Annotated in this window: 11 protein-coding genes; 8 read left to right on the forward strand and 3 right to left on the reverse strand. The window is 64.3% G+C overall.

Going from position 1 to position 25,855, the window contains the following annotated elements:
• Positions 1-43: 43 nt before the first annotated feature.
• The gene (locus LUU92_RS11585; RefSeq protein ID WP_257103639.1) at positions 44-12,286 is read left to right on the forward strand and encodes a filamentous hemagglutinin family protein; all 12,243 of its coding nucleotides are present in this window, start codon (positions 44-46) and stop codon (positions 12,284-12,286) included.
• A gap of 67 nt (positions 12,287-12,353) precedes the next feature.
• Here LUU92_RS11585 and LUU92_RS11590 read toward each other — a convergent pair whose 3' ends face one another.
• The 3 genes from LUU92_RS11590 to LUU92_RS11600 all read right to left on the reverse strand — a co-directional run bounded on the left by LUU92_RS11590 (position 12,354) and on the right by LUU92_RS11600 (position 17,528).
• Positions 12,354-13,943: a hypothetical protein gene (locus LUU92_RS11590; protein ID WP_257103640.1), complete on the reverse strand. Its 1,590-nt coding sequence runs from the start codon at positions 13,941-13,943 to the stop codon at positions 12,354-12,356.
• Positions 13,944-14,010: 67 nt separating this feature from the next.
• Positions 14,011-15,744, reverse strand: coding sequence for a DUF8225 domain-containing protein (locus LUU92_RS11595; protein ID WP_222539987.1), 1,734 nt, complete (start codon positions 15,742-15,744; stop codon positions 14,011-14,013).
• Positions 15,741-17,528, reverse strand: coding sequence for a tyrosinase family protein (locus LUU92_RS11600; RefSeq protein WP_257103641.1), 1,788 nt, complete (start codon positions 17,526-17,528; stop codon positions 15,741-15,743). Before LUU92_RS11600 ends, LUU92_RS11595 begins: the two co-directional genes overlap by 4 nt.
• Before the next feature lie 159 nt (positions 17,529-17,687).
• Between LUU92_RS11600 and LUU92_RS11605 the strand changes: the two genes are divergently transcribed.
• From LUU92_RS11605 to LUU92_RS11635, 7 genes are all read left to right on the forward strand, one after another.
• Positions 17,688-18,164, forward strand: coding sequence for an Lrp/AsnC family transcriptional regulator (locus tag LUU92_RS11605; protein WP_071491274.1), 477 nt, complete (start codon positions 17,688-17,690; stop codon positions 18,162-18,164).
• A gap of 741 nt (positions 18,165-18,905) precedes the next feature.
• Entirely contained in the window at positions 18,906-19,499 is a 594-nt protein-coding gene (locus LUU92_RS11610) for a transposase (protein WP_257103845.1), read from the forward strand.
• A 59-nt stretch (positions 19,500-19,558) separates the two neighbouring features.
• Positions 19,559-21,142, forward strand: a complete 1,584-nt coding sequence (locus tag LUU92_RS11615) for a ShlB/FhaC/HecB family hemolysin secretion/activation protein (protein ID WP_222539984.1) — start codon at positions 19,559-19,561, stop codon at positions 21,140-21,142.
• A gap of 24 nt (positions 21,143-21,166) precedes the next feature.
• Entirely contained in the window at positions 21,167-22,966 is a 1,800-nt protein-coding gene (locus tag LUU92_RS11620) for a DUF2341 domain-containing protein (protein WP_257103642.1), read from the forward strand.
• Between the two features lie 11 nt (positions 22,967-22,977).
• Positions 22,978-23,403: an ExbD/TolR family protein gene (locus tag LUU92_RS11625; RefSeq protein WP_010564254.1), complete on the forward strand. Its 426-nt coding sequence runs from the start codon at positions 22,978-22,980 to the stop codon at positions 23,401-23,403.
• 3 nt (positions 23,404-23,406) lie between these two features.
• Complete coding sequence (locus tag LUU92_RS11630; RefSeq protein WP_093513696.1) at positions 23,407-24,111, forward strand: energy transducer TonB family protein; 705 nt, start codon at positions 23,407-23,409, stop codon at positions 24,109-24,111.
• Between the two features lie 42 nt (positions 24,112-24,153).
• Positions 24,154-25,854 (forward strand): putative porin, encoded by a 1,701-nt coding sequence (locus LUU92_RS11635; RefSeq protein WP_257103643.1) that lies wholly within the window; start codon positions 24,154-24,156, stop codon positions 25,852-25,854.
• Position 25,855: the final 1 nt, after the last annotated feature.

Consider the following 25,855-nt stretch of genomic DNA (forward strand, 5'->3'; position numbering starts at 1 on the left):
CCTGTCCTGCTCCCTGCGTAATAACAAAGAAGGAAGATTCCCGATGGTCCGCTGCAAATCACCGGTCAACCTGAAAGCCCCCGAGACCGTCCTGCGTCTCAAGCCTTTGGCCCATGCCATTGCCTTATTGATGGTGGCGGGTAACGCCCAGGCAGCCACGGCGTTCAGTTCCGGCTGGTTTGCCGACAAGGGCGCGTCCCAGGCGGCCACGGCAGCGCGTACCGGTGCCGGCCAGGTGCCGGGGATTCCTTCATTGAACCAGCAGGCGCGGGTCAAGCAGCAGTTGGCGCGCTCCATCAGTACCTTGAACACCAGTGTCGCGGCCATTGCGGCCCAGCAGGCCGCGCAAGCGGCAGGGCGCCAGGCGGCGTTCGGTCAGGTCTCGGCGATTCCCGATGGCCTGGGCAAGGGCGGCCTGCAGGTCGACAACAGCCTGACCCAGGGTTGGACCCACGCCAAGAACCCGACCCAGAGCCAGTCCGGCGGCAAGACCACGGTGACCATCGAGCAGACCGCCGACAAGGCGATCCTCAACTGGGAGACGTTCAACGTCGGGCGCAACACCACCTTGGACTTCCAGCAGCAGGCCAGTTGGGCGGTGCTCAACCGCGTCAACGATCCCAATGCGCGCCCCAGTGAGATCCAGGGCCAGATCAACGGCGCCGGTACGGTGATGATCATGAACCGCAACGGCGTGGTGTTCGGCGGCACCAGCCAGGTCAACGTGCGCAACCTGGTGGCGGCCGCCGCGAACATCACCGACGAGCAGTTCACCCAACGCGGCCTCTACGTCGATGCCAACGGCACCCAGCCGACCTTCACCGATGCGGCGGGCAAGGTCCAGGTGCAGCGCGGTGCGTTGATCCAGACCCACAATCCGGCCACCTCCACCGACGCCGGCGGCTATGCCTTGCTGCTCGGTACCGAAGTGGAAAACGCCGGCACCGTCATCACCGCCAAGGGCCAGACCACCCTGGCCGCCGGCGACAGTTTCTACATCCGCAAGGGTGTCGGCACCACGGGCAACGACCGCTCCACCACGCGTGGCAATGAGGTGGCGACCAGCCTCAACCCTGGCAGCAGCGCAGGTAAAGTCACCAACAGCGGCCTGATCATGGCCTCCACCGGCGATATCACGCTCACCGGCCACCAGGTGCAGCAAAACGGCGTGGCGCTGGCCAGCACCTCGGTGGACACTCGCGGCACGATTCATCTGCTCAACGCTGCCAGCGACAGCACCGGTAGCGTGACCCTGGGCGAGGGCAGCACCACCGCGATCTTGCTGGACGCCAGTGACAGCACCGCCCTCAACAGCCAGAAAGACAACGGGCTGGTCAAACTCGACGGAACACCCGCCAACCTGATCACCGGCCGGTTCAACCACCTCAGCGCCGTGGCTGACCGTACCGACCAATCACGCGTCGAGATCGTCAGCGGTGGCTCCGTGGACTTCCAGAAGGGTTCGATCACCCTGGCCACCGGCGGCCAGGTGGCGGTCAGCGCTACCGGGCGCAGCCTGGTGCGCGATGGCGCGATGATCGACGTCTCAGGCGCGGTCGGCGTCAAGGTGTCGATGGCATCCAACACGATCAAGATCAACGTGCAGGGTAACGAGCAGCGTGATGCTCCGGTGAACCGTGACGGCGGGCAACTGATCAACAACGATGTGTGGGTCGACCTGCGCGAGCTGGTGTTTGTACCGGCAGGCACCAACGGTTACGCGACGGATCGCTGGTACACCGCCGGCGGCTTGCTGGAAGTGGGCGGTTACCTCGGTACTCAAGGACATTCGGTCGGCGAATGGATGGCCCAGGGCGGCACGGTGACCTTTACCGGCAAGGATGTGGTCACTCAGACGGGCGCGCAGATCAACCTGTCCGGCGGCACCGTGGACGTGCAGGCCGGTTACATCCAGCAGACCTGGCTCAAGGGGCCCAATGGCCGCTTGTATGAATTGTCCAGGGCGCCCGGCGACATCCTCTATTCGGGGTTCTACAAGGGCTATGAAGACACCAGCGCGCGCTGGGGCCAGACCGAGTATTACTACAACCCGCTGATCGCGCCGCAACGCCGCTACGAGGCCGGCTACACCGTAGGCCGCGACGCCGGCAAACTGGTGGTCGGCACCACCAGTGCGGTGTTGGAAGGTCAGTTGATCAGTGATGTGTTCCAGGGCGATCGGCAGACCCAGGCGCCCAACATCAACCTCGACGGCTATCAGCAATCCAAGAAGACCATGGCCCAGCGGGCGCAGTTGATCATCGGCCAGTACATTCCGATCTACAACAAGACCACCGGCACGCTGCGCTATGCCCTGAGCGGCACCACCGACCAGGTGCTGATCGATGGCAATACCCGGAAAATCGCCGATGGCCTGAACCTCACCACGGCGCTGCCAGCGGATCGCCAGGGCCAGATGGTGCTCGACAGCGACCCGCTCAACGGTTACCAACTGGGCGCGATCAAGGTGGGCGCCAAGCAGCAGATCACGGTGAATGGTGCGCTCAAGGTGGCAGACGGCGGCGACATCACCTTGTTCGGGCCGGGGGTCGGTATCAACGCCAATCTCACCGCCCGGGGGGGCAGTATCAACGCGGGCAACATCCTCACTCAGGTCAACCTCAACGCGGGCAACACCGTCGGCGATGTGATCCTCGCGGGCAGCGGACGGGTCGATGTGGCGACAGGCGTCAAGCTGGACGCCGCCGGGCGCTGGAACAACCTGGCGCTGGACCCGAGCCTTGGTGAAGGCGTGGCCTATGTGAACGGCGGCAAGGTGTCGCTGCGCAGCACCGGCAACCTGAACCTGGCGTCAGGCAGCGTGGTGGAGGCGTCTTCCGGCGCCACGCTCGGCGTGGATGGCAAGCTCATCGGCGGCAAGGGCGGTGACGTGACCTTGGGGGCACTGGGCAGCCTGGGGCTGGAGGGCGAGATTCGCGGTTATGGTGTCAATGGCGGCGGCACCCTGGCGTTGCAGGCCCGCAAGGTACAGATCGGCAACAGCACCGGGGCGCCTGACGCCGGCACCGTGCAACTGGCGCAAGACTTCTTCAACAAGGGCTTCTCGGCCTATGACATCACCGGCAACGAGGGCCTGCTGGTCACTGATGGCACCCAGGTGGATGTCACCATGCCGGTGTATCGCCTTGGCGAGCAGACGTCCGCTGCGCCAACGGGAGGCGACCCTGCCACGGTATTGGAGCGCTGGACCCCTGCGCTGTATCAGCAAGACGCTGCCAAAGGCGTGCTGACCCAGCGCCGTGGCGCCAGCCTGAGCCTGACTGCCGGTCGGCAGGAATCCACGGCGGCCGAACTGGCTACCACGGCCCTGACAGTGGGCCGGGGCGCGGTGATCAACGTCGACCCGGGCCAGAGCATCAACCTGCGCAGCGTCGGCCAGTTGACGGTCAACGGCACGCTCAATGCCTGGGGCGGCAGCGTCAATCTGGGAGGCCTGACCGCTGTCGGTTCCGAGGTGGCCAATGCCGCCGGGCATAACCGCTCGATCTGGGTCGGCGACCACGCGGTGATCGATGTGGCAGCCCGTGCGATCAGTGCCGCGGACAATCGCGGGCGCCTCTACGGCCAGGTCGGCCAGGGTGGCAGGATCAGCCTCGGCGGCGAAATTGACCTGGCCACCGGCATTGCCAAGGCCAGCGACCTGTTTGTGGTGGTGCGCGACGGCGCGCGCCTGGACGCTTCCGGTGCCCAGGCGATGCTCGACATTCCGGGCCAGGGCCGGGTGCAGGTGGCCAGCAATGGCGGCAGCATCAGCGTTGCGTCCAACAATGGCCTGTATCTGGATGGCAGCTTGGTCGCCCGGGCCGGCGGTGCCGCGGCGGCGGGCGGCAGTTTATCGCTGGCACTGGAAACGCCTTACTACCTCAAGGCGGCGGTCACCGACCCGATGCTCAAGGTGCGTGAACTGGTGCTCAGCCAGTCCCATCAAGCCAGCCCCCTCCCGGACACCCTCGAGTACGGCCATGGCCGCCTCGGTGTGGACCAGGTCACCACCGGCGGCTTTGATAACCTGGCCTTGCTCAGCAACGGCGTGTTGAGCTTCGACGGTGATGTGTCGCTGAACATGGGGCAAAGCCTGCGCCTGTACAGCGGCGCCATGGGCCTTGCCGAAAACGCCGCCGCCAACGCTCGCATCAACCTGTCTGCGCCTTATCTGCTGCTGGCCGGCATCCTTGCGCCGCTGGACCCCAGCAAGGACCAGTACCTGCATCCGGTGCTGGCGTCCAACCTGTCGCAACGTGCCAGCCAGGCGCTGTTCCAGGCCAGTGGCAATCTGATCGACGTGCGCGGCAATGTGCTGTTCGGCAACCAGAGTGACCTGACGCTGAGCGATGCCAGCAAGCAGAGCATCGATCGCCGTGGCTTCGATGATGTGCAGTTGAGCAGCCAGGGTGACCTGCGCTTCCTTGCCGGTGCCGGGGCGGACGTGATCGCGCAGGGCATCAGTACTCAGTTGATGACCAAAGGCGATATGACGCTGCGCGCCGCGCAGTTGTACCCGGCGACGGACGTTGGCGCACGGGTGCTGGCCGGTTTTATCGATGCCTTCTCTGGCTTCAAGTACGACCCGACCCGTACCTTGACGATCGCGCGCACGGGGACTGCTGATGCCGCCATGCCGTACTCGGCGTTTGGCCGCCTGCAACTGGGCGGCCCGACGATCAAGCAGGGCGGGGTGGTGCGTGCGCCCCTGGGCCTGATCGAAATCGGCAACCTCGGGGCCAGCCGCGTCGAGCTGCTGCCCGGCAGCCTGACCTCGGTGAGTGGCAAGGGACTGGTGTTGCCCTACGGCGGCACGGTAGACGGCCAGGTCTACAAATACAACGGCAAGACTGTGACGTTCCTTGGGCAGGGGGCGTTGCCTAACGCGAACGGCAGCCTGAATGTCGGGATGGTCCTGGGTGGCGAATCGGTGGTGGTGCAGCCTGACGCTACCGTGGACCTTTCCGGTGGCGGCGAGCTGCTTGGGGCCGGGTTTATTTCCGGGCGCGGCGGATCTACCGATGCGCGCTACAACCCCCTGGTGCAATTCGGGGCAACCGGCGGTTTTGTGTTGCCGGGGCTGGGCACCAACCCGGTCTACGCGATTGTGCCGGGCGCGCAACCGGGCTATGCCCCGGTGGGGCCGGAAGGCGGGGCGACCGACCCGTTGATTGGCCAGCAAATCACGATCGGTGCCGGTGTGCCGGGGCTGACAGCGGGCACCTACACCTTGATGCCGTCCACTTATGCCCTGATGCCGGGGGCCTTCCGCCTGGAAATCAACGGCTTGGCGGGGCTCGGCAGCGAAGGCACGACCCAGTTGCTGCGCAACGGCTCATGGTCCACTGCGGGGCGCTTGTCCATCGCCAATACCGGCATCGGCAACAGTACGGCGAGCCAGGTGATCCTCACCGCCGCCGACACCCTGCGCCGCTATTCCCAATACAACGAGACCCGTTATGCGCAATTCGCCGTGGCCGACGCGGCCCGCCTCGGGGTGCCGCGTGCGCTGTTGCCGGTGGATGCCAAGACCCTGCAACTGAACCTCAGCCCGGGGGCGGGTGCCAATGCCTTTTCGTTCAAGGGTATCGGTCGCTTCGAGGCCGCCGACGGCGGTTACGGTGGCACCGTGGCGTTGACCAATGGCAACAGGAGCACGGGCAAGGACATTGAGATCGTCGCGGCAGGCAAGGGCGCAACCCCGGGTTTCAGCGGCATCAGCGTCGAGGCCGAGAGCCTCAACGCGCTCGGCGCGGCGCGTCTGTTGATCGGTGGCCTGACCGTGGTGACCTACGGTCAGGGCGGCAACTACATCAACCTGGCCAACGGAGCCTTGAGCAACATCAACCTGCGCCAAGGCGCGAACCTGGCGGCGCCGGAAGTGTTGCTGGTGTCCTCTACCGGCAAGGTAACCGTCGAACAGGGGGCCTCGATCAACACCATCGGTCGCGGCAAGGCAAGTTATGACGCACGTGACGGCTTTGTGTACAACATGCCCAATATGCTGGCGGTGTCCAACGGCCTGCTCAACGTGGTCGCAGCAACGCCGATGGCCGGTGTGACCAGCGGCGGGATCGAGCTGGGGGCTTGCACTGGCACGCTGTGCAGCGGCCAGAGCGCTTTGTATTCCGAAGGCACACTCGTTGCCTTGACCGACAGCACCCTGCAGATGGGGGCGGACGTGCGTTATGGCACCCGTCACCTGAACCTGGGCGTATCCAGCATCAACGTCGGCAGCCCCGAAGCCTTGGCCGCCGCCGCTGCCGGCAATCGCCTGCCGGCGGGCATGACCCTCACCCAGCAAGTCCTGGAGCGCCTGCTGCGGGGGGACACTCAATTTGGCGCGCCGGCCCTGGAAACCCTGCAACTGTCGGCACGCGACAGCTTCAACTTCTATGGCACCACGACCCTGGACACTTATGACTCGGCGACTGGCAAGTCGATGCTGAGCAACCTGATGCTGTCCACGCCGGCTATTTATGGTGCGGGCGGCGCCAACAATGTAGCCACCATCCATACCGCCAACCTGATCTGGCAGGGGGCCGCGACACCGCCCGTGGCGGCAGTAACTGACGGTGCCGGCAGCGGCAGCGGGCGCCTGGATATCAATGCCGAGCGCATCGAGTTCGGCTATGGGGATTTTGCCCAGCCAAGCACCACCCAGTCCTTTGACCGCCTGGCCCTGGGCTTTGCCAACGTCAACCTGAACGCCAGCCAGCGCATCACCGCCAACCATAAGGGCAGCCTCTCGGTGTATCAGCGTCAGGGCGCCTATGACGCGATCAAGGGCTTTGCCTACAACGGCGGCAACCTGAATATCCTCACACCGTTGATGAGCGGTGAAGCCGGCTCAGTCAACCGGATCACAGCCGGTGGCGCGATTGATGTGCTCGCCTCGGCGGGGCCGGTGGGCGAGGCGAAGGGCATTGGCGGCGAGTTGTCTTTGCAGGGCGACAGCATCCGCCTGGCCAGCGCGGTGGTATTGCCCAGCGGCAAGCTCACCCTGGGCGCCCGTGGCGATGTGGTGTTGACTGATGCGGCCTTGATCGATGTGGCCGGCCGGGCCATCGCTTTCAACGACCTGACTAAATACAGCGCTGGCGGCGAGGTCCTGCTGGAAAGCCGTGCGGGCAACGTGCTGCAGGCGGTCGGTTCGACCATCGACCTGTCGGCGCAGCACAACCAGGCGGGTCGGCTGCGGGCGGTGGCCGTAGAGGGCGCGGCGGGCACCGTCGACCTGGCGGGCAGGATCGTCGCTGGCAGCAGCGGCGACTACGATGCCGGCGGTACGCGGGTGCCTTACCTGGCGGGCGCGGTGGAGATCCAGGCCCAGCGGCTGGGCACAAGCGGCACATGGAATGAACAGTTCGCCGCCCTCAATCAACGCCTCAATCAAGGCCAGGTGTATGGCTCGCGCAGCTTTCAGCTCAAGCAAGGCGATCTGATCATCGGCAGCGATGTGAAGGCCAACAGCGTCAACGTTTCGCTAGACAATGGCAGCCTGCGCGTTACCGGCCTGGTAGACGCCAGCGGCGAGCGCGTCGGCAGCATCAACCTGGCCGCCAGGAACGGCCTGGTCCTGGACAGTACGGCGGTGCTCGATGCCCATGGCACGCAAGTGCGCGTGGACAGTTATGGCAAGGTCATCGACGCGCCGAACCGCGCCACCGTTGTGCTCGGCTCAGGCCAGGGCCAGTTGACCCTGGCCGATGGCGTGCGCATCGACCTGCGCCATGGCACGGGGGCAGGGGCCGGTAATGACGGACGCAGTCTCGGCACCCTGGAGCTCAACGCGCCCCGTCTGGGCGGCGATGACATTGCCATCGATGCCAGTGGGCGCCTGACCATCACCGGCGCACGCTCCATCGCGCTCAATGGCATGGTCACCTACGACGATGCCCCGACCAGGACCGATGCCACCCCGAACGGACGTCCGTACCAGGCGATCGACCAAGCCTACCTCGACGGCAAGCACGCACTGAGCACGGCGTTCATCAATGCTGCGCTCGGCAATACCAACCTGCTGCAGAACAAACTGGCAGGCCTGAATAACGCCACCTACGGCGATGTTTTCCACCTGCGGCCTGGTGTGGAGATTATCAGCAAGACGCCCGACGTCGACCTGGTGGTACAGGGCGACCTGGATTTGTCCGGCTATCGCTACGCCAGCCTCAAGTCGACCCAACCTACCGAGGCCGGCAGCCTGACCCTGCGCGCCGGTGGCGACCTGAATATCTACGGCAGCATCAACGACGGCTTTGCGCCGCCGCCGCAAACCGATGATGACAATGGCTGGGTCCTGCGTGCAGGTATCGACTACACCGGCGGCACGGTGGTGGTGCCGGGCAGTGGTGTGACCCTGGCGGATGGCACCCTGTTCCCAGGCGGCGTGACGCTCAATTTCGATGTGCCGACGCAGCCGCTGTTCCTGCCTGCTGGCACGCGGTTGCCCGTCGCGGCAACGCTCAGCCAGTCCTTGGTGCTGCCTGCCGGGACGGTGTTGGCCGCCGCCGTGCGGGACGCATCGGGCAATGTGCTGTTCGCCGCGGGCACGCTGCTGGTTCAGAGCCAGACCCTCGCCGCCGGCAGCACGCTGGACGCCGGCACCTTGTTGGGCAGTGCGGCCAATGTCAACGGGCTGATCTGGCCCAAGGGAGTGCCTTTGGCTACCAGCCTCAAGCTGGCAGGCAGTAAAGTCTTGCCCCGTGGCGCGCTGTTGCCGTCGGGTACCGATGTCAAGTTGCCGGACGGTGCGGCGTCGGTACAGCTGCGTGTCGCCGATGCCGGGCGCCAGGGCAAGAACTGGGCGATTGCGCCGATGCTGGAGGAAGGCTCGCAAGCGTGGTCGATTCGGCTGGTGGCCGGCGCGGACACCGGCGCGGCGGACAGTCGCCTGCTGCAACCGCACCCGGTCACCGGCAACCTTCGGTTGGCCGACAGTCACTATGGGATGTACGGGCAGGGTGCGCTGGTCTGGACCGAGCAGGGCTCTTTGGATGTCTATGGCGACAACAGCATGGTGGGCAAGCCCATCGATGTGAATGATGGCTACGCCTACCCCGGGATTTGTGACGATATGCCGGAATATTGCTCGTCCGAGGGCGATGCCTACACCTTGCTGGCGGGCGGCAGTACGCGTTTCAGTGTCATCCGCACCGGCGCTGCGGACTTGGATTTGCTGGCAGGCGGCAACCTGAGCATGGAGTCGTTGTACGGTGTCTACACCGCCGGCAGCTCCTCCACGGGCACCTCGGCTGGCGACCCGTATAACCTCAAGCGTGCCCTTGGCGGCAATGGCAAGGTCCTGGGTAACGTCGGCGGTAACGAAAAGTGGGTCAACGGTGGCCCCGACAGCCTGTACCGCGCCTGGTACCCGGACACGGGCGGCAATGTGCTGGTCAAAGTGGGGGGCGACCTGACAGGCAATATCACCAGCCCTGCGCAGAATGGCGTTGCGCGTCCTGTGCCTGTCGACCTGGGGCTGGATTCAGCCAATGTCGGCAATTGGCTGTGGCGACAGGGTAATAACCTGGAGGGCAGCCAGGCACAAGCGACCAGCTGGTGGATCAATTTCGGTTCTTACGTCGCTAACGTGCGTTCGGACCAGATGGTCGGTTTTACCGGGTTCGGCACCCTGGGTGGCGGCAACCTCACGGTTGATGTGGGGGGCAATGCGGGAATCATCAGTGCGCTGTCGTCAACCGCCCAGAACGTCAGCCCACGCAGCCAAGGCCTCGTTCTGGCGGTCGGCGGTACAGGGCGGGTCGCGGCCGATGGCAGTGTGCAACTGAGCGGTGGTGGCGACTTGAACCTGCGGGTGGGCGATGCGCTGAACCCCGCCAGTCAGGTCACCGTCGATCACCTCAATGGCTCGTTGGTGAACCTGCGCGGCCACGTACAGGTGACGGGCGGCAGCCTGGGCAGCCTGACCTTGCGTTACGGCAACCAGTCCAGGGACCAGAGCCCCAGCGAAGTGCGCGCCTACGACCCGCTGCGCTCCACCTCGGCCATGGCGGCCGGCGGCTTGAGCCTGCTGCCAGGGGATTCGACCTTCAGCCTGGCTACCCGGGGCGACCTGGTCCTCCAGGATGTCGCCGATCCAGGCCGCGTACCGCAGATGAATGCCTTGGCCTACGCAAAGGAAGGCGTCAACGGGGTAGGACAGAGCTGGTTCAGCCTGTGGACCGACCGTGCGGCAGTCGATCTGTTCTCCTCCGGCGGTAACCTCACACCACTGACCCAGACGCTGGAAACCGATATGGCGGCGGTCTACCCCGCCACATTGCGTGCGGTCGCCGCCAGCGGCAGCCTGTACTACGGCCGTGCGTCGACGAGTAACCCGAATGTGCCGCAGCCATTGCAGGCGCTGGTGCTGGCACCGTCGGCCAACGGTCAACTGGAATTGCTGGCGGGCGATTCGATCTACGGCGGCGACTTGACCATCAGCCGTTCCAGCGCAAGTCCGCAAAGCCTGGCGACGATCCAGCGTCCGGCGTTCCTGGGCTTCATCAACAGCTTGCCGGTCGCAGGCAGCGGCAATCTTTCCAGTGATGGCAACATCGCACGCCTGGGGCTTCACCCGCTGTTCGCGTTTGGCCCTGACACCGCGAGCATGGCATGGGGCGGCGCCTTGGAACCGGCGCGTTTCTATGCGCTCAGCGGTGACCTGCTGGGGGTCAACAGTGGACGGGCGCTCAGTCTCTATGGGGCAAACGATCCACGCTTCGGTCAGACCTATTACGAAGGTGCAGGCCCGGTCTGGATGCTCGCCGGGCGCGATATCGTCAGCAGCGGCACCCGCTTGAATGGTGCCCTTGGCGGGGACGTGAGCACCGGTGAATACACGTTCATCGGCAACCTGTTCGTGCACACGGGGGCGACTGATATCTCCATTGCCAGCGCCGGGCGCGACATCCTCTACAGCAGTTTCAATGTCGCGGGCCCCGGGACCCTTGAGCTGACGGCCGGGCGCACTATCCAGATGGACGATCAGGTGGGCGTGAACAGTCTGGGCGCCGTGGCGGCCGGCGACAACCGAGCGGGTGCCAGCATCGTCCTGCAAGCCGGTGTCGGGCCCAAGGGGCCGGACTACCGTCGGTTTGTCGAGGCTTACTTGAACCCCGCCAACCTGGCGCTGCCGGGTGAGTCGATCCAGGGCAGCAAGGTCGCCAAGACCTACGAGAGGGAATTGCTCGCCTGGCTGGTCGAGCGCTTCGGGTTTACCGGAGACGCCGAACAGGCCCGCACTTACTACGCGGCGCTCCCCGCCGAGCAACAACGGGTGTTCGCCCGCGACGTGTACTTCGCCGAGCTCAAGGCCGCCGGCCGTGAGTACAACACCGCTGGCAGCGTGCGCCAGGGCAGCTATCTGCGTGGCCGCGCGGCGATTGCGGCGCTGTTCCCGGACAAGGACGTGGCCGGCAACCCGATCACCTACAAAGGCGACATCACGATGTTCGGTGGCGCGGGTGTGCACACCAACTTCGGGGGTTCCATCCAGATGCTCACGCCGGGCGGCAGCCAGACCTTCGGTATCGAAGGCGCGGCGCCACCGTCGACGGCGGGGGTGATCACCCAGGGCGCGGGGGATATCCAGCTGTATTCCCTGGGCAGCATCCTGCTGGGCCAGAGCCGCATCATGACCACCTTCGGCGGCTCGATCATGGGCTGGACCAGCGAAGGCGACATCAACGCCGGGCGCGGTTCCAAGACCACCGTGGTGTACACGCCGCCCAAGCGTGTGTATGACAACTGGGGCAACGTCGGCCTGTCGCCGTCGGTGCCGAGTACCGGTGCGGGGATCGCCACGCTCAACCCGATCCCGGAAGTGCCGGCGGGGGACATCGACCTGATCGCACCGCTGGGCACCATCGATGCCGGCGAGGCGGGCATTCGTGTGTCCGGCAACGTCAACATTGCCGCCTTGCGCGTGGTGAACGCGGCGAATATCCAGAGCCAGGGCAAGTCGTCCGGGGTGCCGGTGTCTGCTGCGGTCAACACCAACGCCATGACGTCGGCCAGCGCGGCCGGAGCGGCGGCGTCCCAGGCCGCGGAAGACGCGGCGCGCAGCCAGCAGGCGGCCGCCAAACAGGGCAGGCCGTCGATCATGACCGTGGAAGTGTTGAGCCTGGGCACCGAACCGTTGCCGCAGGAGCCTGCGCCGGCGCAGAAAACCTCCGGCTACAACCCCAACAGCCCGGTGCAGGTGCTGGGCGCCGGGCCGCTGAGCGAACAGGCGCGAGCGCGGCTGACGGATGAGGAGCGCAAGCAGATCAGTTTGTAAGGCGTTGGAAGGGACCTCTCGATGTACCGTTCGGGGCGATCAATGATCGCCCCTTTTTTTGCGCCGGTTACGGGTTGTCCTTGAGGGTCTTGAACGACTCGATGCGTTTGATCAGCCGCGTATTTTTCGCCGAGTCGGCATTGCCGAACAGGAACGAGAAGTCCGACGCCAGCCCGGATTTGCCGGCAATCGCCGCGTACTGGTGGCAGTCATTGCAGTTGTCTGTCTGCACGTAGGTTTCCATCGTGGTGTTGGCGACCACGACACTCTGGTCGCTGACAAACGGCCCATAGGACAGCGGCACCTTCACGTTCGGCCCAGGGCCTGGATCGTTGGGGGCGTTGGGCGTCTTGGACCACAGCACGTTCACCAGTTTGTAGTACTGGAACACCGACTGGCCCTGGGTCTGCTGGGCGAAGGTCTGCTGCACCGCCGTGTTCAGCGCCTGCATGTCCTGGGGCGTGGCGTTGAGCCGGGTGGCCTGCACCGGCTGGTCCAGGGGCGTGCAGTCGGGCGGCGTGTGGGTGGCGTCGCACTGCACGCGGGCGACGTTTGGCGCGCAGGCATCGCCGGTGCACTCGGGGTTGTTGAAGCTGTAGCCCTGGGGTGGGGCGGCGCCGCCATCGGGCACGTTGTCGATCTGCTCGAAGGTGGTCCAGATGAAGTTCGGCTGGGTCTGGGTCTTGTTGATGATATGCAGCCCTACCAGGCCTATCACTTCCTGGGTGCATTGCAGCGTGTCCGGGCGTTGCAGCCAGGCCACGGTGGTCAGGTAGCGCCCGTACAAGTCGGGCTTGTTGGTGAGCACGCGCCAGGCCGCCTTGAGTTCCAGGGCACCCAGCTCCTCCTGGGGCAGCGCCTTGGCCGGCAGCTCGCGCACCGGCTTGCCGGCCGGCAGTGACAGGCCGGCGGGGTGTCGGTTGTCGCTGTTTTGCGCCACGATCAGCTGGTTGGCGGCGTCGTACAAACCGTTGTCGACGATGTAGTCGAACTCGGCCTTGCCCACCTTGCGCTCGAAAAACACCAGGTTGCCCGACTGGTCCGTGAGCCAGCCGCCGGACGCTTCCATGATCGAATCCGGCAGGGTCACCTGGGTGCCGCTGGACAGGTGGAAGCGGTGCTTGCGGTTGATCGCGCTTTCCGAGGTGGCGGTGATGAATTTACGCGCCCCCGTGGCAAACGCCTTGAGGTTGCCGGTGGCGGTGCAATTGGACGGCACCAGGGTTTCCACGCCCCAGCCGGACGGCTTGGCCGCGCCGGGCAGGAAGATTTCGCTGGCATCCTTGTAGCTGGCCCACACCGGGGCATTGCTCATCGGTTGGCCGGGGGTTGGCGGCACGCCGAACTGGGCCGCGCTGCTTTGGGTGTCCGGCTCACCGGCCAGGCTTGGGTTGGCCGGCCAGCCGGGATTGACCGGCCAGTTCATGGCGATGAACAACTGCCAGCCGAAACAATTGAGAAAAGCCTGCTCGGTGCCGAAATTGTTCACCGGCAGGAAGCCGCCGCTGGTGGGATCGAACACCAGCTGGCTGACGCAGCTCTGGGCGTCCGAGGCGGCATTGGCCGGTGTGGGGGCCAGCAGTGGGAGAAGGGTGCAGGTGATTGCGCAGGCAATACGCAAGCGTGCCCGGCGCAGCGGGCGAAGCCATCCGTTCATGATCGCATTCCTTGCTCAAGACTCAAGGGGCGGCCGCCCAGGCCAGGCATGGGCGGCCGGGAGGCACTCAGGCGCTGGGCACCAGGGCCAGGCCGCTTTCCCAGGGGTGCTCGGAGGCACTCGGGTTGGCCGCTTCGCTGGGGTTCAGCGCACGCACACTGACCAGCCCCGGCGCCGCGTTGCTGCTGACGGTGATGGTCATGATGTAGCCCTGGGTGCCGCCGCCGTCGGTCTGGCCGGGAATCGCCGAGGCATCCGGCAGGAACTGCGTGACCTGGGCCGTGATGCCCGGGTTGGAGAACTGCACCCGTGCATCCGCCGCCGTGGTGTTCGGGTCGGCGCCTTGTACCACCAATACGAACTGGCCTGAGCTGCCGGGGGCAAAGCTGGCCGGCAAGTCGCTGGGGGATTGGCCGTAGAACAGGTCAATCGGCAGCAACTGCACGGGCCAGGGTTGCGCATCGGTGGTGTTGGCCGCCACGCAGGCACACTCCTTGGGCTGGGCCGTGAGCGGCGCAGGGGTCACGCTGAGGGCCACGTTCAGTTCGTTGGCGATCACCCACACGTAGTCGATCGGCGTGCCGTTGATGGTGATCTCATTGATCGAAAACCCCGCGCTGGCCGGCACCTCGAAGACCGCCTGGAGAATCTGGTCGGAGTTGTTCGGGCCGGTGCCGGCGGTGCCACGGGTAACGCGCCAGTAGCTGCTGACATCCTGGCCTTGCGGGCCTTTCCAGGTGCTGAAGGACTTGGGTTGCTGCAGGTACAGGCCGATAGGGTTGGTCAACGAGATCAGGTTGTTGACCGCCGCCTGGTTCGCGGAGAACCCGATATGCGGGTCGGAGTTGCGGTAGTTCTGCCCGTATTGCGCGCAGCAGATCAGGCTCTGCTGGTTCTGGCTGCTGGTGAGTGGCCGCAGGATGGTGGCCGCCGCCGCCAGGTAGATCTCGGCACTCAGGGTATTGGGGCCGGAAGTCAGGTGCATCGCGCCGCCCGACACGCCCGGTATGCGCACGGTGCCGCTGTTCCATTTGTTCACGGTGTCGTAGGCGGGCTGGCCGGTGGTGGGGTCGAGTACCGGTTCGCCGGCCTTGCCGGTCGGGCCGTCGGCGGTGTAGCGCAGGTACAGGTCTTCGAGTTTCACCTGCGGGTCGACATACGCCTGGTACAGGCCCAGCACGGCACCCGGGTCGATGTTCCACATGGTCAGGAAATACGCCGGGTTCTCGCTGGTGAACATGATGCTGCGCATGTTGCCGTCGGGGTCGCGGGTGATCGACCACTCGCAGTATTCGTCCAGCCAGCCCCGTGGACCCGAGGGCGAAAAGTCGGCGTAGGGGCCGTTCCAGTTGATGGATTTGCACAGCACGCTGGGGATCTGCAGTTGGGTGGCCTTGGGGTCCGGGTACAGCGAATAGAGGGTGTCGTTGAGGGTGATCTGACCGTGGTCGGTCAGTTGCATCACCTGGTCCAGGGTCATGGCCTTGCCGCCCAGTTGCGGGACCACGGCAGCGCCCTCGTTATAGAAAAACGTCCACAGCCGATTGGGGAAGGGCTGCCAGGTGATGGTCTTTGGCGTCAGCGTGCCGTAGCCGCTCTCCAGCGGGTTGTAATAGCCCGAGCGCGGTGCATCGTTGAGGTTGGACCAGGGGTTGCCGATGATCGACATCTGGGTCCAGCCGGTGACGTTGTTGTTCCAGTCGGTTTCGAACGCCGGCAACTGGTCCTCCAGGCCCAGCTTGTTGTAGTCCTTGGGCGCTTGTTCGGCAGGGGAGGTGAATTGGGTGAAGGGTGTGCTCATGTCGGTTCTCCAGCATCGGTGTTGGTGGAGCAGCAACCGGCGCCCGGAGCGGGGCCGGCAGAGGTCTGGCGCGGGTCGTCCCACACCAGTTCGGCGATAAAGCCAGGCAGCGGCGCGTATGCATCGGCCGTCAATACCTGGCCACTATCGGAGTGGGTCACGACCAGCGATAACTGCGCTGTGTCGGTCGGTTTGAGCTTGAGTACCCGGGCATTGCGCGCAGCGTTCAGCGCCCGCGACACGCCCAGGGTGACGCAGCGGCCCTTGTCGTCGACCAGGCCCATGCCGATGCGGCTGAAGCGCCCGACGTAATGCGGGTTATCGGCGCGGGCGTGTTGCGCGGTGGCGTCGGGCTGGTTGAGGAAGACGTCGATCAGGTAGGTGTCGTGGGTGCAGCGCACATGGTCGAACACCACCCACGGACCGGTGCCTGCCGCCTGGGACTGACGGCAGCACGCAGCCTTGGCCGCGCCGAACTGCGGGGCGACTGGCGTGCCATAGTCGTAGCCGATGTGCCGGCTGTCCTGGGCCATGTCGCCGAGGGTGGTGTAGCGCCAGGCGTCGGCGCTGGTGAAGGTCACGTCATCGGCCTGATGCCCGGCGAAGGGTTGCAACAGGCATTGGGTGGTGTACTGCGCCGCCGGGTTGGCGCGGATCCAGACCTCCAGCATGCGGTCGATGTTGGCGTGATAGGAGCAGAATACCGGGTCGAAGGCGGTGTAGGCGTTGTCGGCCATGTCGCCGCCGATCCAGCCGTGATAGTTGTCGTGGGGCTGCTCGTAGAGTCCGTCGAAATTCAGCGCACGGTTGGGGTACAGGTTGTCCGGTTGCGGCGGGTCGAAGGCCGTGATGTTGGCCCACGGATAGCCTGGCACACCCTGGGGCTGGCTGAAGGTGGTGAACGCCAGCGCATCGACCACCTGCTGCTGGAAGATCCGGCTCATGCCATACAGCTGGGTGCGCTCGAACCGAAAGGCCTCGCCCTGGGTGTAGAACAGCGGGTTGCGCTGCACGTACAGGCAGTCGACACCCTCGACCGGCGCGGTGGCGCAGACCTTGGAGCAGCCATCCTTGGCCGCCGCATAACGCAACGGGTTACGCCGCACCTCACCGGTGCGGGGGTGCACGTAGGTTTCATCGAGGAACGCCTGGGGCAAGCCGGCCTGGGGGCTGCCGTCGACACTGGCGTCTGCGGCCATCCAGTCCCAGTAGGGGATCGCGCAGTCGATCAGTGCTTCCAGGTACAGCAGGTAAGCGCGGTGCCACAGGGCGAAGGCTTCCTGGTAATGCAGGCACCAGTTGGTGTGGATGTAGGCATAGCGCTGCCAGGGCGAGCCACTGTCGGGGTCGCCGATGTGCATTACGTCATCCAGCTTGGCGCGGTACAGGTTCAGTGCTTCGGCGCTCAGGGAGCGGATGTCCTGGCGTACACGCTTGACCGGGTGTGGCAATGCCGGTGGCGGAATGCGCTCGGCCAGGTCAAACGGCGAGATGCTGTCCAGCCGCCAACCCTGGTTGACCCAAAGGCGGAAGGTTTCCAGGGCATCCATCGGCCAGAACTGTTGCTGATCGGTGGTCAGCGGCATGTTGCGCGAGGCCAGGTGCTGGTAGATGGTTTGCGACCAGGTCTGGACCGAGGCCGGGTCTTCCAGGAACACCTCATAGGCGTTCATGCAACCGACCCAGGTGGCGGCGACGGCGGCGCGCTGGGCGGCGGGTATCCAGTAGGGGGCGCTGAACAGCGCCTTGATATCACCGGTCCATGTCGGTTTCGCGACTATCATCAGATCCCTCTCATGCCGCCTTCAGGCCAGGTGTTGGCCGGGCTGCTAAGCTGGAACGATGTTAACTAGCCACTGCGCAGGATTTGTGCAAATTGGCCCGTCTTTGCGACGTATTCATTGCATTTTTTCAAGGACGATTCGGAACCGATGACAGACGCCATGGATTTGAAGATCCTGGGCAAGTTGCAGAAGGATTGCGACCAGAGCCTGGAGTTGTTGAGCGACAGCGTGGGGCTGTCTTCCACCAGTTGTTATCGGCGGATTCGTCGCATGGAGAGCGTGGGGATCATCAAGGCCAAGGTCGCGGTGCTGGATGAACGCAAATTGGGCATTCAGGTGACGGCGTTTTTCCTGATCAAGCTGGACAGGGATAGCCAGGATATTGACCGCAAGATGCAGCACATCCTTTCGACTCATCCGGAGATTCAGGATTGTTACCTGATGACGGGGGAGTTTGATTTTGTGATGGTGGCGAAGTTTCGGGATGCTGCGGAGTACACCGAGTATATCTATCGGTTTCTGGAGACTTATCGGGATATTCCGATTCGGACCTATTCGTCGACGTTGGTGGTTAGGACGGTTAAGAAGTCTTATGAGTTGCCGTTGCAGGGGGTTGGGTTTTGTTCTCGAAGTTGAGTACATATCCGTTTCTTCGGTAACGGCTACTTAGGGTTCCGCTCTTACAGCGGCTCACTTTTGGAAAGGCCGGAATGCCGGCCCAGCCCAAAGTAAGCAAAAGGCCTTCGCCCCAACACTCGGCACCTCGCCTAGGTTCGGCCAGCGTGTTTGACGGGGCGATCCCAGATCAAAAGCAAGAGCGCGGCGGCCTTGGAGCCGACCGGATTGTATGGCCGGTACTCGGTCAAAGTGTGGGAGGGGCTTGCCCCCGATGGCAGTGGGTCAGTCACTGATGAGTTGGCTGACACACCGCCATCGGGGGCAAGCCCCCTCCCACAGTTTGATCTTCATGTATCAGTTGAAGGGTGGTTTGCTCTGGCTCTGGCTCTGGCTTTTGATCTGCTTTTGATTTTGATGTTAGGCGGCCCCCCAAATCCCTGTCGGATTACGGGTACACCGAGCCTAAGCGAGGTGCCGAGTGTTGGGGCAAGAGCGTTTTGCTTACTTTTGACTGGGCCGGCATTCCGGCTTTTCAAAAGTGAGCCGCCGTAAGGGCGGAACCAATAGCCGCCGTTACCCAAATAACGGATATACACACCACCAAGAATTGCCCCCCACCCAATCCCAAATGAAGCTTTCATGACAAAAGTTCGGTAGCCCATGGCCACTCCCGTCTCCTCTGTGTAACGCGCTTGAGCCCACCAGAAAGGTGAGCTTTTCAGCCGCAAGCAGGATGCCAGGAGTGGGGCGATGGGAACTATGGAACGTTACTCGAAAGTGGGCATGCAGGAGCTCGACCAGCGCCTGTCGAAGATCGTCGAAGCGGCGCGCAAGAAGCCGGTGTCGGTCTATCGCTACGGCGCACCCTGGGTATGGATTGTCTCCCAGGAGGACTGGCAGGGCGCCCGCAAGGAAGTCTCAAGCTACATCCCGGCAGGCCATTCCCTGGTGTTGCTGCGCCCGCAGATCGACGAAGTGCTCGACCAGCACCGTGACTGGCTCACCGCCGAACCCGTGATGTCGATCCCTGCGCCGACCGTGCTGCAGATCCTGCTGCTGCAACTGCTGTATTCGGTGCCCAGCGAGCAGCAACTGCATGAACAGCTGAACTACAACCTGCTGTTCCGCTGGTTCGTCGGTCTGGACCTCAACCAGAAGGTCTGGAGTGTTCATGTCCTGACTCGCGACATCGCCACGCTGCTGAACAACCCGCGTGCGGTGCAACTCATCCAGAAAATCATCGGTGACGTGTTTTGTGGCGCCTTGCTGCACATGCCGGAGTTCTCGTTGAACTTCGCCTTGTTGCACACCTGGCTGGCACGCCACGGCAACACCGCGATCACCAGCAATTGAGCAGGCCGTACGCCGGGCATTCGGCGACGGTGCAAACAATCAGACAGTCAGGGGGCGGTGTGGAGCATCTGTTCAAATTAACGCTGGCGCTGTGTTGCGTAACGCTGGGGAGCCTGGCGCAACCGGTGTTGGCCGAGGAAGAGGCGGCGGCGCGCAGGGTCGACGTCAATGAGTACTTCGTGCGCGGCAATACCGTGCTCGATGCGGCGACGATCGAGGAGGCGGTGTACCCGTTCCTGGGGCCGCAAAAGACCCTGGACGATATCGAAGGTGCCCGCGATGCATTGCAGAAGATCTACCAGGCGCGTGGCTACCAGTCGGTGTTTGTCGAGCTGCCGGAGCAGAAGGTCGATGACGGCATCGTCTACCTGCAGGTGAGCGAAACCAAGGTTGGCCGCGTACGGGTGGTCGGCGCCAAGCATTATTCACCGGTGGAAATCCGCGAGCAGGTGCCGGCCCTGGAGGAGGGCGCGGTGCCGGACTTTGCCACGGTGCAAACCCAGTTGGCCGGCCTCAATCGCAGTGCCGGGCGCCAGGTCACGCCGCTGGTGCGCGAAGGCCAGCGCCCGGGCACGATGGATGTGGACCTGCAGGTGGAAGACCAGAACCCCTGGCACGCCACCCTCGGCCTGAACAACGACTACAGCGCCGACACCGAGAAGCTGCGTTCGGTCGCCACGCTGGGTTACGACAACCTCTGGCAGCTGGGCCACAGCATTTCCCTGACCTACTTCACCGCGCCCCAGGACACCGACAACGCCAAGGTCTGGTCCGGTTCCTACAGTGCGCCGTTGAACGAGCGCTGGACCTTGCAGTTCTCGGGTTACCAGTCCGACAGCAACATCGCCACCATCGGCGGCAGTAACGTGTTGGGCAAGGGCCATTCCTACGGCGTGTCGGCCATCTACAACCTGCCGGCGGCGGGTAATTGGGCCCATTCGTTCTCGTTCGGCGTGGACTTCAAGGACTTCGACGAGCAGATGAAATTCGGCTCCAGCAGCGACCAGGTGCCGCTCAAGTACGCACCGTTCACCTTGGGTTACAACGGCTTTCGCTACACCGAACAATCCCAGTTGGGCCTGGGCCTGAACCTGGTGGTGGGCACCCGCGCGTTCTTCGGCTACGGCAGCGATGCCGAAGAGTTCGACTACAAGCGCTACAAGGCCAGCGCCAGTTTCGCCGTGCTCAAGGGCGACCTGAATTACACCTACACCTTTGCCAACGATTGGCAGTCGGCAACCAAGGGCGGCTTCCAGCTCGCGTCGGGGCCGCTGGTTTCCAACGAGCAGTATTCCGCCGGCGGCGCCACTTCGGTGCGCGGTTACCTGGCGGCGGAGCGCACCGGGGATGAGGGTTACTTGCTCTCCCAGGAGCTGCGCACGCCGTCCCTGGCCAAGTTCCTCGGCAGTTATGTGCAGGAGTGGCGCTTTTATGCGTTCGCCGAAGGCGCGCGCATGCGCCTGCACGACCCGCTGCCCGAGCAAGAAGACGAATACAGCCTGGCCAGTGTCGGCCTGGGCACCCGCGCCAGTTTGAGCAAATGGTTGTCCGGCAGCCTGGATTGGGGCTACCCGCTGCTCGATGGACCGAACACCCAGAAACAGGACTCGCGATTGCACTTCAGTGTGCAGGCGACTTTCTGACTTTTTCTTCCGGAGACTTCACCCATGCAACGCCTATTCCTGAGCCTGTTGATCTGCCTGGGCTTCGCGCTCCCGGCCACCGCCCATGCCTGGTGGCAGGACGACTGGCACTACCGCAAACAGATTTCGGTAGACACCACCGCCCAAGGCGCCGCGATCAGCCAGGCCCTGGGTCGCACTGCACTGCTGGTGCGCCTGCACACCGGCAACTTCACGTTTGACGGGGTCAAGGACGACGGTTCTGACCTGCGTTTTGTGAGTGCCGACGACAAGACCGTGTTCAACCACCAGATCGAAAGCTTCGACCCACTGATGGGCATGGCGCTGATCTGGGTCGATGTGCCCAAGGTCGAAGGCGGCCAGCGCCAGGACTTGTGGATGTACTACGGCAACCAGAAGGCCCCGGCCACGGCCAATGGGCAACTGACCTTCGACCCGAGCTACACCGCGCTCTACCACTTTGACGGGGTCAATGGCAGCCCGGCCCGGGACACCACGGCCTACGCCAACACCGCGTTGAACGCCACCGGCGCGAGCATCGACGGCGTGATCGGCCGCGCCTTGCAGTTGAGCGGCCAAGCGTTGATGTTGCCGGCCAGCCCCTCGTTACAGCACGCTGCGGGCGGCGCGTTCACGTTCAGCGCCTGGTTGCGCCTGGACCAGGCCAGCGGCGAGCAAGCGGTGCTGGCCCGTCGCGACGGCGGCCATAGTCTGTTACTGGGCCTGAACCAGGGCATGCCGTTCGTGGACGTCGACGGCCAGCGCGCCGTCTCCACTCAACCGCTGAACCCTGGTCAGTGGCAGCACCTGGCGTTCACCGCCGAGGGCGATAAGGTCACGCTGTACGTGAATGGCCGCGAAACCGCGACTCTGGCAGTGGCTCTGCCGGCGTTCAATTCTCAGACCGCCATTGGCGCCGACCTGCCGGAAGCCGGCAGCACCCACCTGCCATTCGCCGGTGCCATCGATGAGTTGCGCCTGTCCAAGGTGGCACGCCCGGCTGCGCTGTTGCTGGCCGATGCCAGCGCCCAGGGCGCCGAGTCGAAGCTGGTGGCCTACGGGGTGGATGAAGAACAATCCGGCTTCGGTTTCGGCAGCCTGGGCTTTTTGCTCAACGCCGTACCGGTGGATGCCTGGGTGATCATCCTGGTGCTGGTGGCGATGATGTTCCAGTCGTGGGTCATCATGCTGCGCAAGAACCGCCAGGTCAGCCGTGTAAGCAGTGCCAACGAGGTCTTCCGCGAGCACTTCGCGCAGATCGGCACCCGCCTGGAGATGTATGCCGACGACGCCCTGTTGGGTGAGCGCCTGACCCATTCTTCGCTGTGGCGCCTGTACCTGGTGGCGGTCAAGGAGATCCGCACCCGCCGTGCCCAGGGCGCGGACACTTCGTCGGTGTCGGCCGCCACCATCGAAGCCATCCGTTGCTCCATGGACGGCGTGCGCACCCGCGAGAACCAGGCCCTGAGTTCCAAGTTGTCGACCCTGTCCAACGCCATCGCCGGCGGCCCGTACATCGGCCTGCTCGGCACGGTGCTGGGGATCATGGTGGTGTTCCTCGGCACGGCGATGGCCGGTGACGTGAACATCAACGCGATCGCCCCTGGCATGGCGGCGGCGTTGCTGGCGACAGCCATGGGCCTGTTCGTGGCGATCCCCGCGCTGTTTGGCTACAACCGCCTGATCACGCGCAACAAGGAAGTCAGTGCGGACATGCGCGTGTTCGTCGACGAGTTCATCACTCGCCTGGCGGAGATGCACGGCGAGAGCCAGCACAGTGAAGCCGCGCACCGCCGCGAACATCACGCATCGGTTCCGGCCTGAGGAGAATCGCCATGGCTTCCGTAAATGCCTCCCACGACGATGACGATGACGCGGCCGTCGACAGCATCAACATCACGCCGCTGGTGGACGTGCTCATGGTGGTGCTGGTGATGTTTATCCTCACTGCGACCGCCCAGGTGTCGGGCATCCAGATTCACCTGCCCAAGGCCAGCGCCTCGGTGTCGTTGTCGCAGGCCAAGACCAAGGCCATCTCCGTGAATGACGGCGGCCAGGTGTTCCTCGACGCCTATCCGGTGACTCTCGGCGAGCTGGAAGAGCGCCTGCGCATCGAGAAAGCACTGAACCCGGACTTCCCGGTGATCGTGCGCGGCGATGCGATGGTGCAGTACCAGAAAGTCATCGAAGTGCTCGACCTGCTGCGCCGGCTGGAGCTGTCCCAAGTCGGGCTGGTCACCGGCAAACCGAGCCAGGGCTGAGTCATGACTGCACAGATCCCGATCGCGCCACCGCCTGTGAAAAACACGCCGCCGTTGCGCCCGTTGAAGTGGGGCGCCGGCCTGTTGCTGGGCGCCGTCGCCGCCTGGTTCTTGTGGCAGTGGGCCAACGACATGAGCGGCGTGCGCCGTGAAGCGCCGAAGGTGCCGACGATTATCCCGTTGCCGCCGCCACCTCCACCGCCGCCGGAAAAACCCAAGGAGCCCGAGCCCCAGGTCGAAGAAAAAGTCCCGGAACCGGTGCCGAGCCCCGAGCCCGAAGAGGTCAAGCCGGTCGAGGAAGCGCCGCCTTCGCCTAACGAGGATTTGGCCAACCCGATGCAGATCGATGGCGACGCCCAGTCCGGCAATGACGGTTTCAACATCGGTGCCGGCAAGGGCGGCGGTATGGCCGGCAGCGGTGGCGGCGGGCTGGGGACCGGCACCTACAAGCAGTACCTGGCCGGCACTTATCAACGGCTGATGCGCGAGGATCCTGAGCTGCGCAAGAAGGCCTTCTCGATACAGATAGACCTGTGGCTGGGCGCCGATGGCCAGGTCACCAAGGCGCTGGTGGCCAAGTCCAGCGGGGATGCCGAGACCGATGCGCAGATGCTCGCCTTGATCCAGGCGCCGCGTGCCACACAGAAACCACCGGCGTCGCTGACGCTGCCCATGCGCCTGTCCCTCAAGGGCCGGCGCCCGGATTGATTGAATCCTTTTTTCAACGGTTTTTACAGGAGTTGCGTACACATGATTTCCCCCGTGAATCGACTGACCCTGGCGGTCGGCATGGTCATCGCGACCCTGGTCGGCCAGGCGGCTGCGGCCCCGGTTGCGCCCTCGGAAAACGTCACCATCAACCTGATCCGTCTGCTGGTGCAGCAGGGCGTGCTGAGCCAGGACACCGCCAACGGGCTGATCGCCCAGGCCGAAAAAGAAGCCCGGCAGGCGCGCCAGGCGAATGCCGCGCCGCTGGTGGCCGCAGGCCCGACCGCAGCCCCCGGCGATGTGCGGGTGCAATACGTGCCGCAGGCGGTGAAGGATCAGATTCGTGACCAGGTCAAGGCCGAGGTCATGGCCACTGCCAAGCAGGAAAACTGGGCGCAGCCCAATACTTTCCCGGACTGGGTCTCGCGCATCAGCTTTGACGGGGATATCCGCCTGCGGGATGAGTCGCGCTACTTCTCGGGGAACAACAGCAACGAGATCGTCGACTACGCCAAGCTCAATGAAAGTGGCCCGTACGACACCAACAAAGACACCAACACCAAGCTGCCACCGCTGCTCAACACCACCAAGGACCGCGAAAACCTGTTCCGCCTGCGCGCGCGCCTGGGCATGAAAGCGGTACTGTCGCCGGACTGGACCGCCGGCATCCGGGTGGGCACCGGCTCCGACAACAACCCGGTGTCCACCACTCAGACCCTGGGCGGTGGCTTTGGCAAGAAGGACATCTGGCTCGACCAGGGTTACCTGAGCTGGAAGGCCAGCCCGGACGTGACCCTTACCGCCGGGCGCTTCGCCAACCCGTTCTATTCCACCGACATGATGTATTCGGGCGACCTGAACTTCGACGGTATCGCTGCCAACTTCAACCACGCGCTGAACAGTGAGTGGGGCCTGTTCGGCACCCTGGGCGCGTTCCCGGTGGAGTACACCTCCGACTCGGCCAGCAGCAACGGTTTCGACAAGGAAGACAGCGATACCAAATGGCTGTTTGGCGGGCAAATCGGCGCCAACTGGAAAATCAACCGCGAAAACAGCCTCAAGGGCGCGTTGGCGTACTACCACTTCGACGATATCGAAGGGAAGCGCTCCGGCGCTTGCCAGCCCTGGTCCGGCCAGCCGGCCTGTGACAGCGACGGTTCACGCCTGGCCTTCATGCAAAAGGGCAACAGCGTGTTCCTGCTACGCGACATCACCCCCAACCCGGCGACGCCCGGCCTGACCCCGCAGCCGCAGTTCGTGGGCCTGGCGTCCAAGTTCGACGTGCTCGACCTCAACCTGGCCTGGGATGCCGAGCTGCCGAGCGACTTCAAACTGCGCACCCAGGGCAATTACATCCACAACCTGGCCTACGACAAGGGCGAAATGCTCAAGCGCAGCGAAGGCCAGATCGTCAACAACATCAACAGCGACGGTCAGTTTGAAAGTGGCGGCAATGCGTTGATGGTTTCGTTCACCCTCGGCAGCGCGCTGGAAATGCGCAAGCGTGGCGACTGGAACGTACTGGCCGGCTACAAGTACATCCAGCCTGACGCCTTGCCCGACGGCTTCAACGATTCGTCGTTCCACCTGGGCGGCACCAACGCCAAGGGCTACTTCATTGGCGCCAACTACGGCATCGAAAAGAACATCTACGCCAGTGCGCGTTGGTTGAGTGCGTCCGAAGTGTATGGCGCGCCGTTCGAGGTGGATGTGATGCAACTGGAACTCAACACGCGCTTTTGAT

Source organism: Pseudomonas extremorientalis (genome assembly GCF_024584605.1).
In the GTDB taxonomy this organism is placed as follows: Bacteria; Pseudomonadota; Gammaproteobacteria; order Pseudomonadales; family Pseudomonadaceae; genus Aquipseudomonas; species Aquipseudomonas extremorientalis.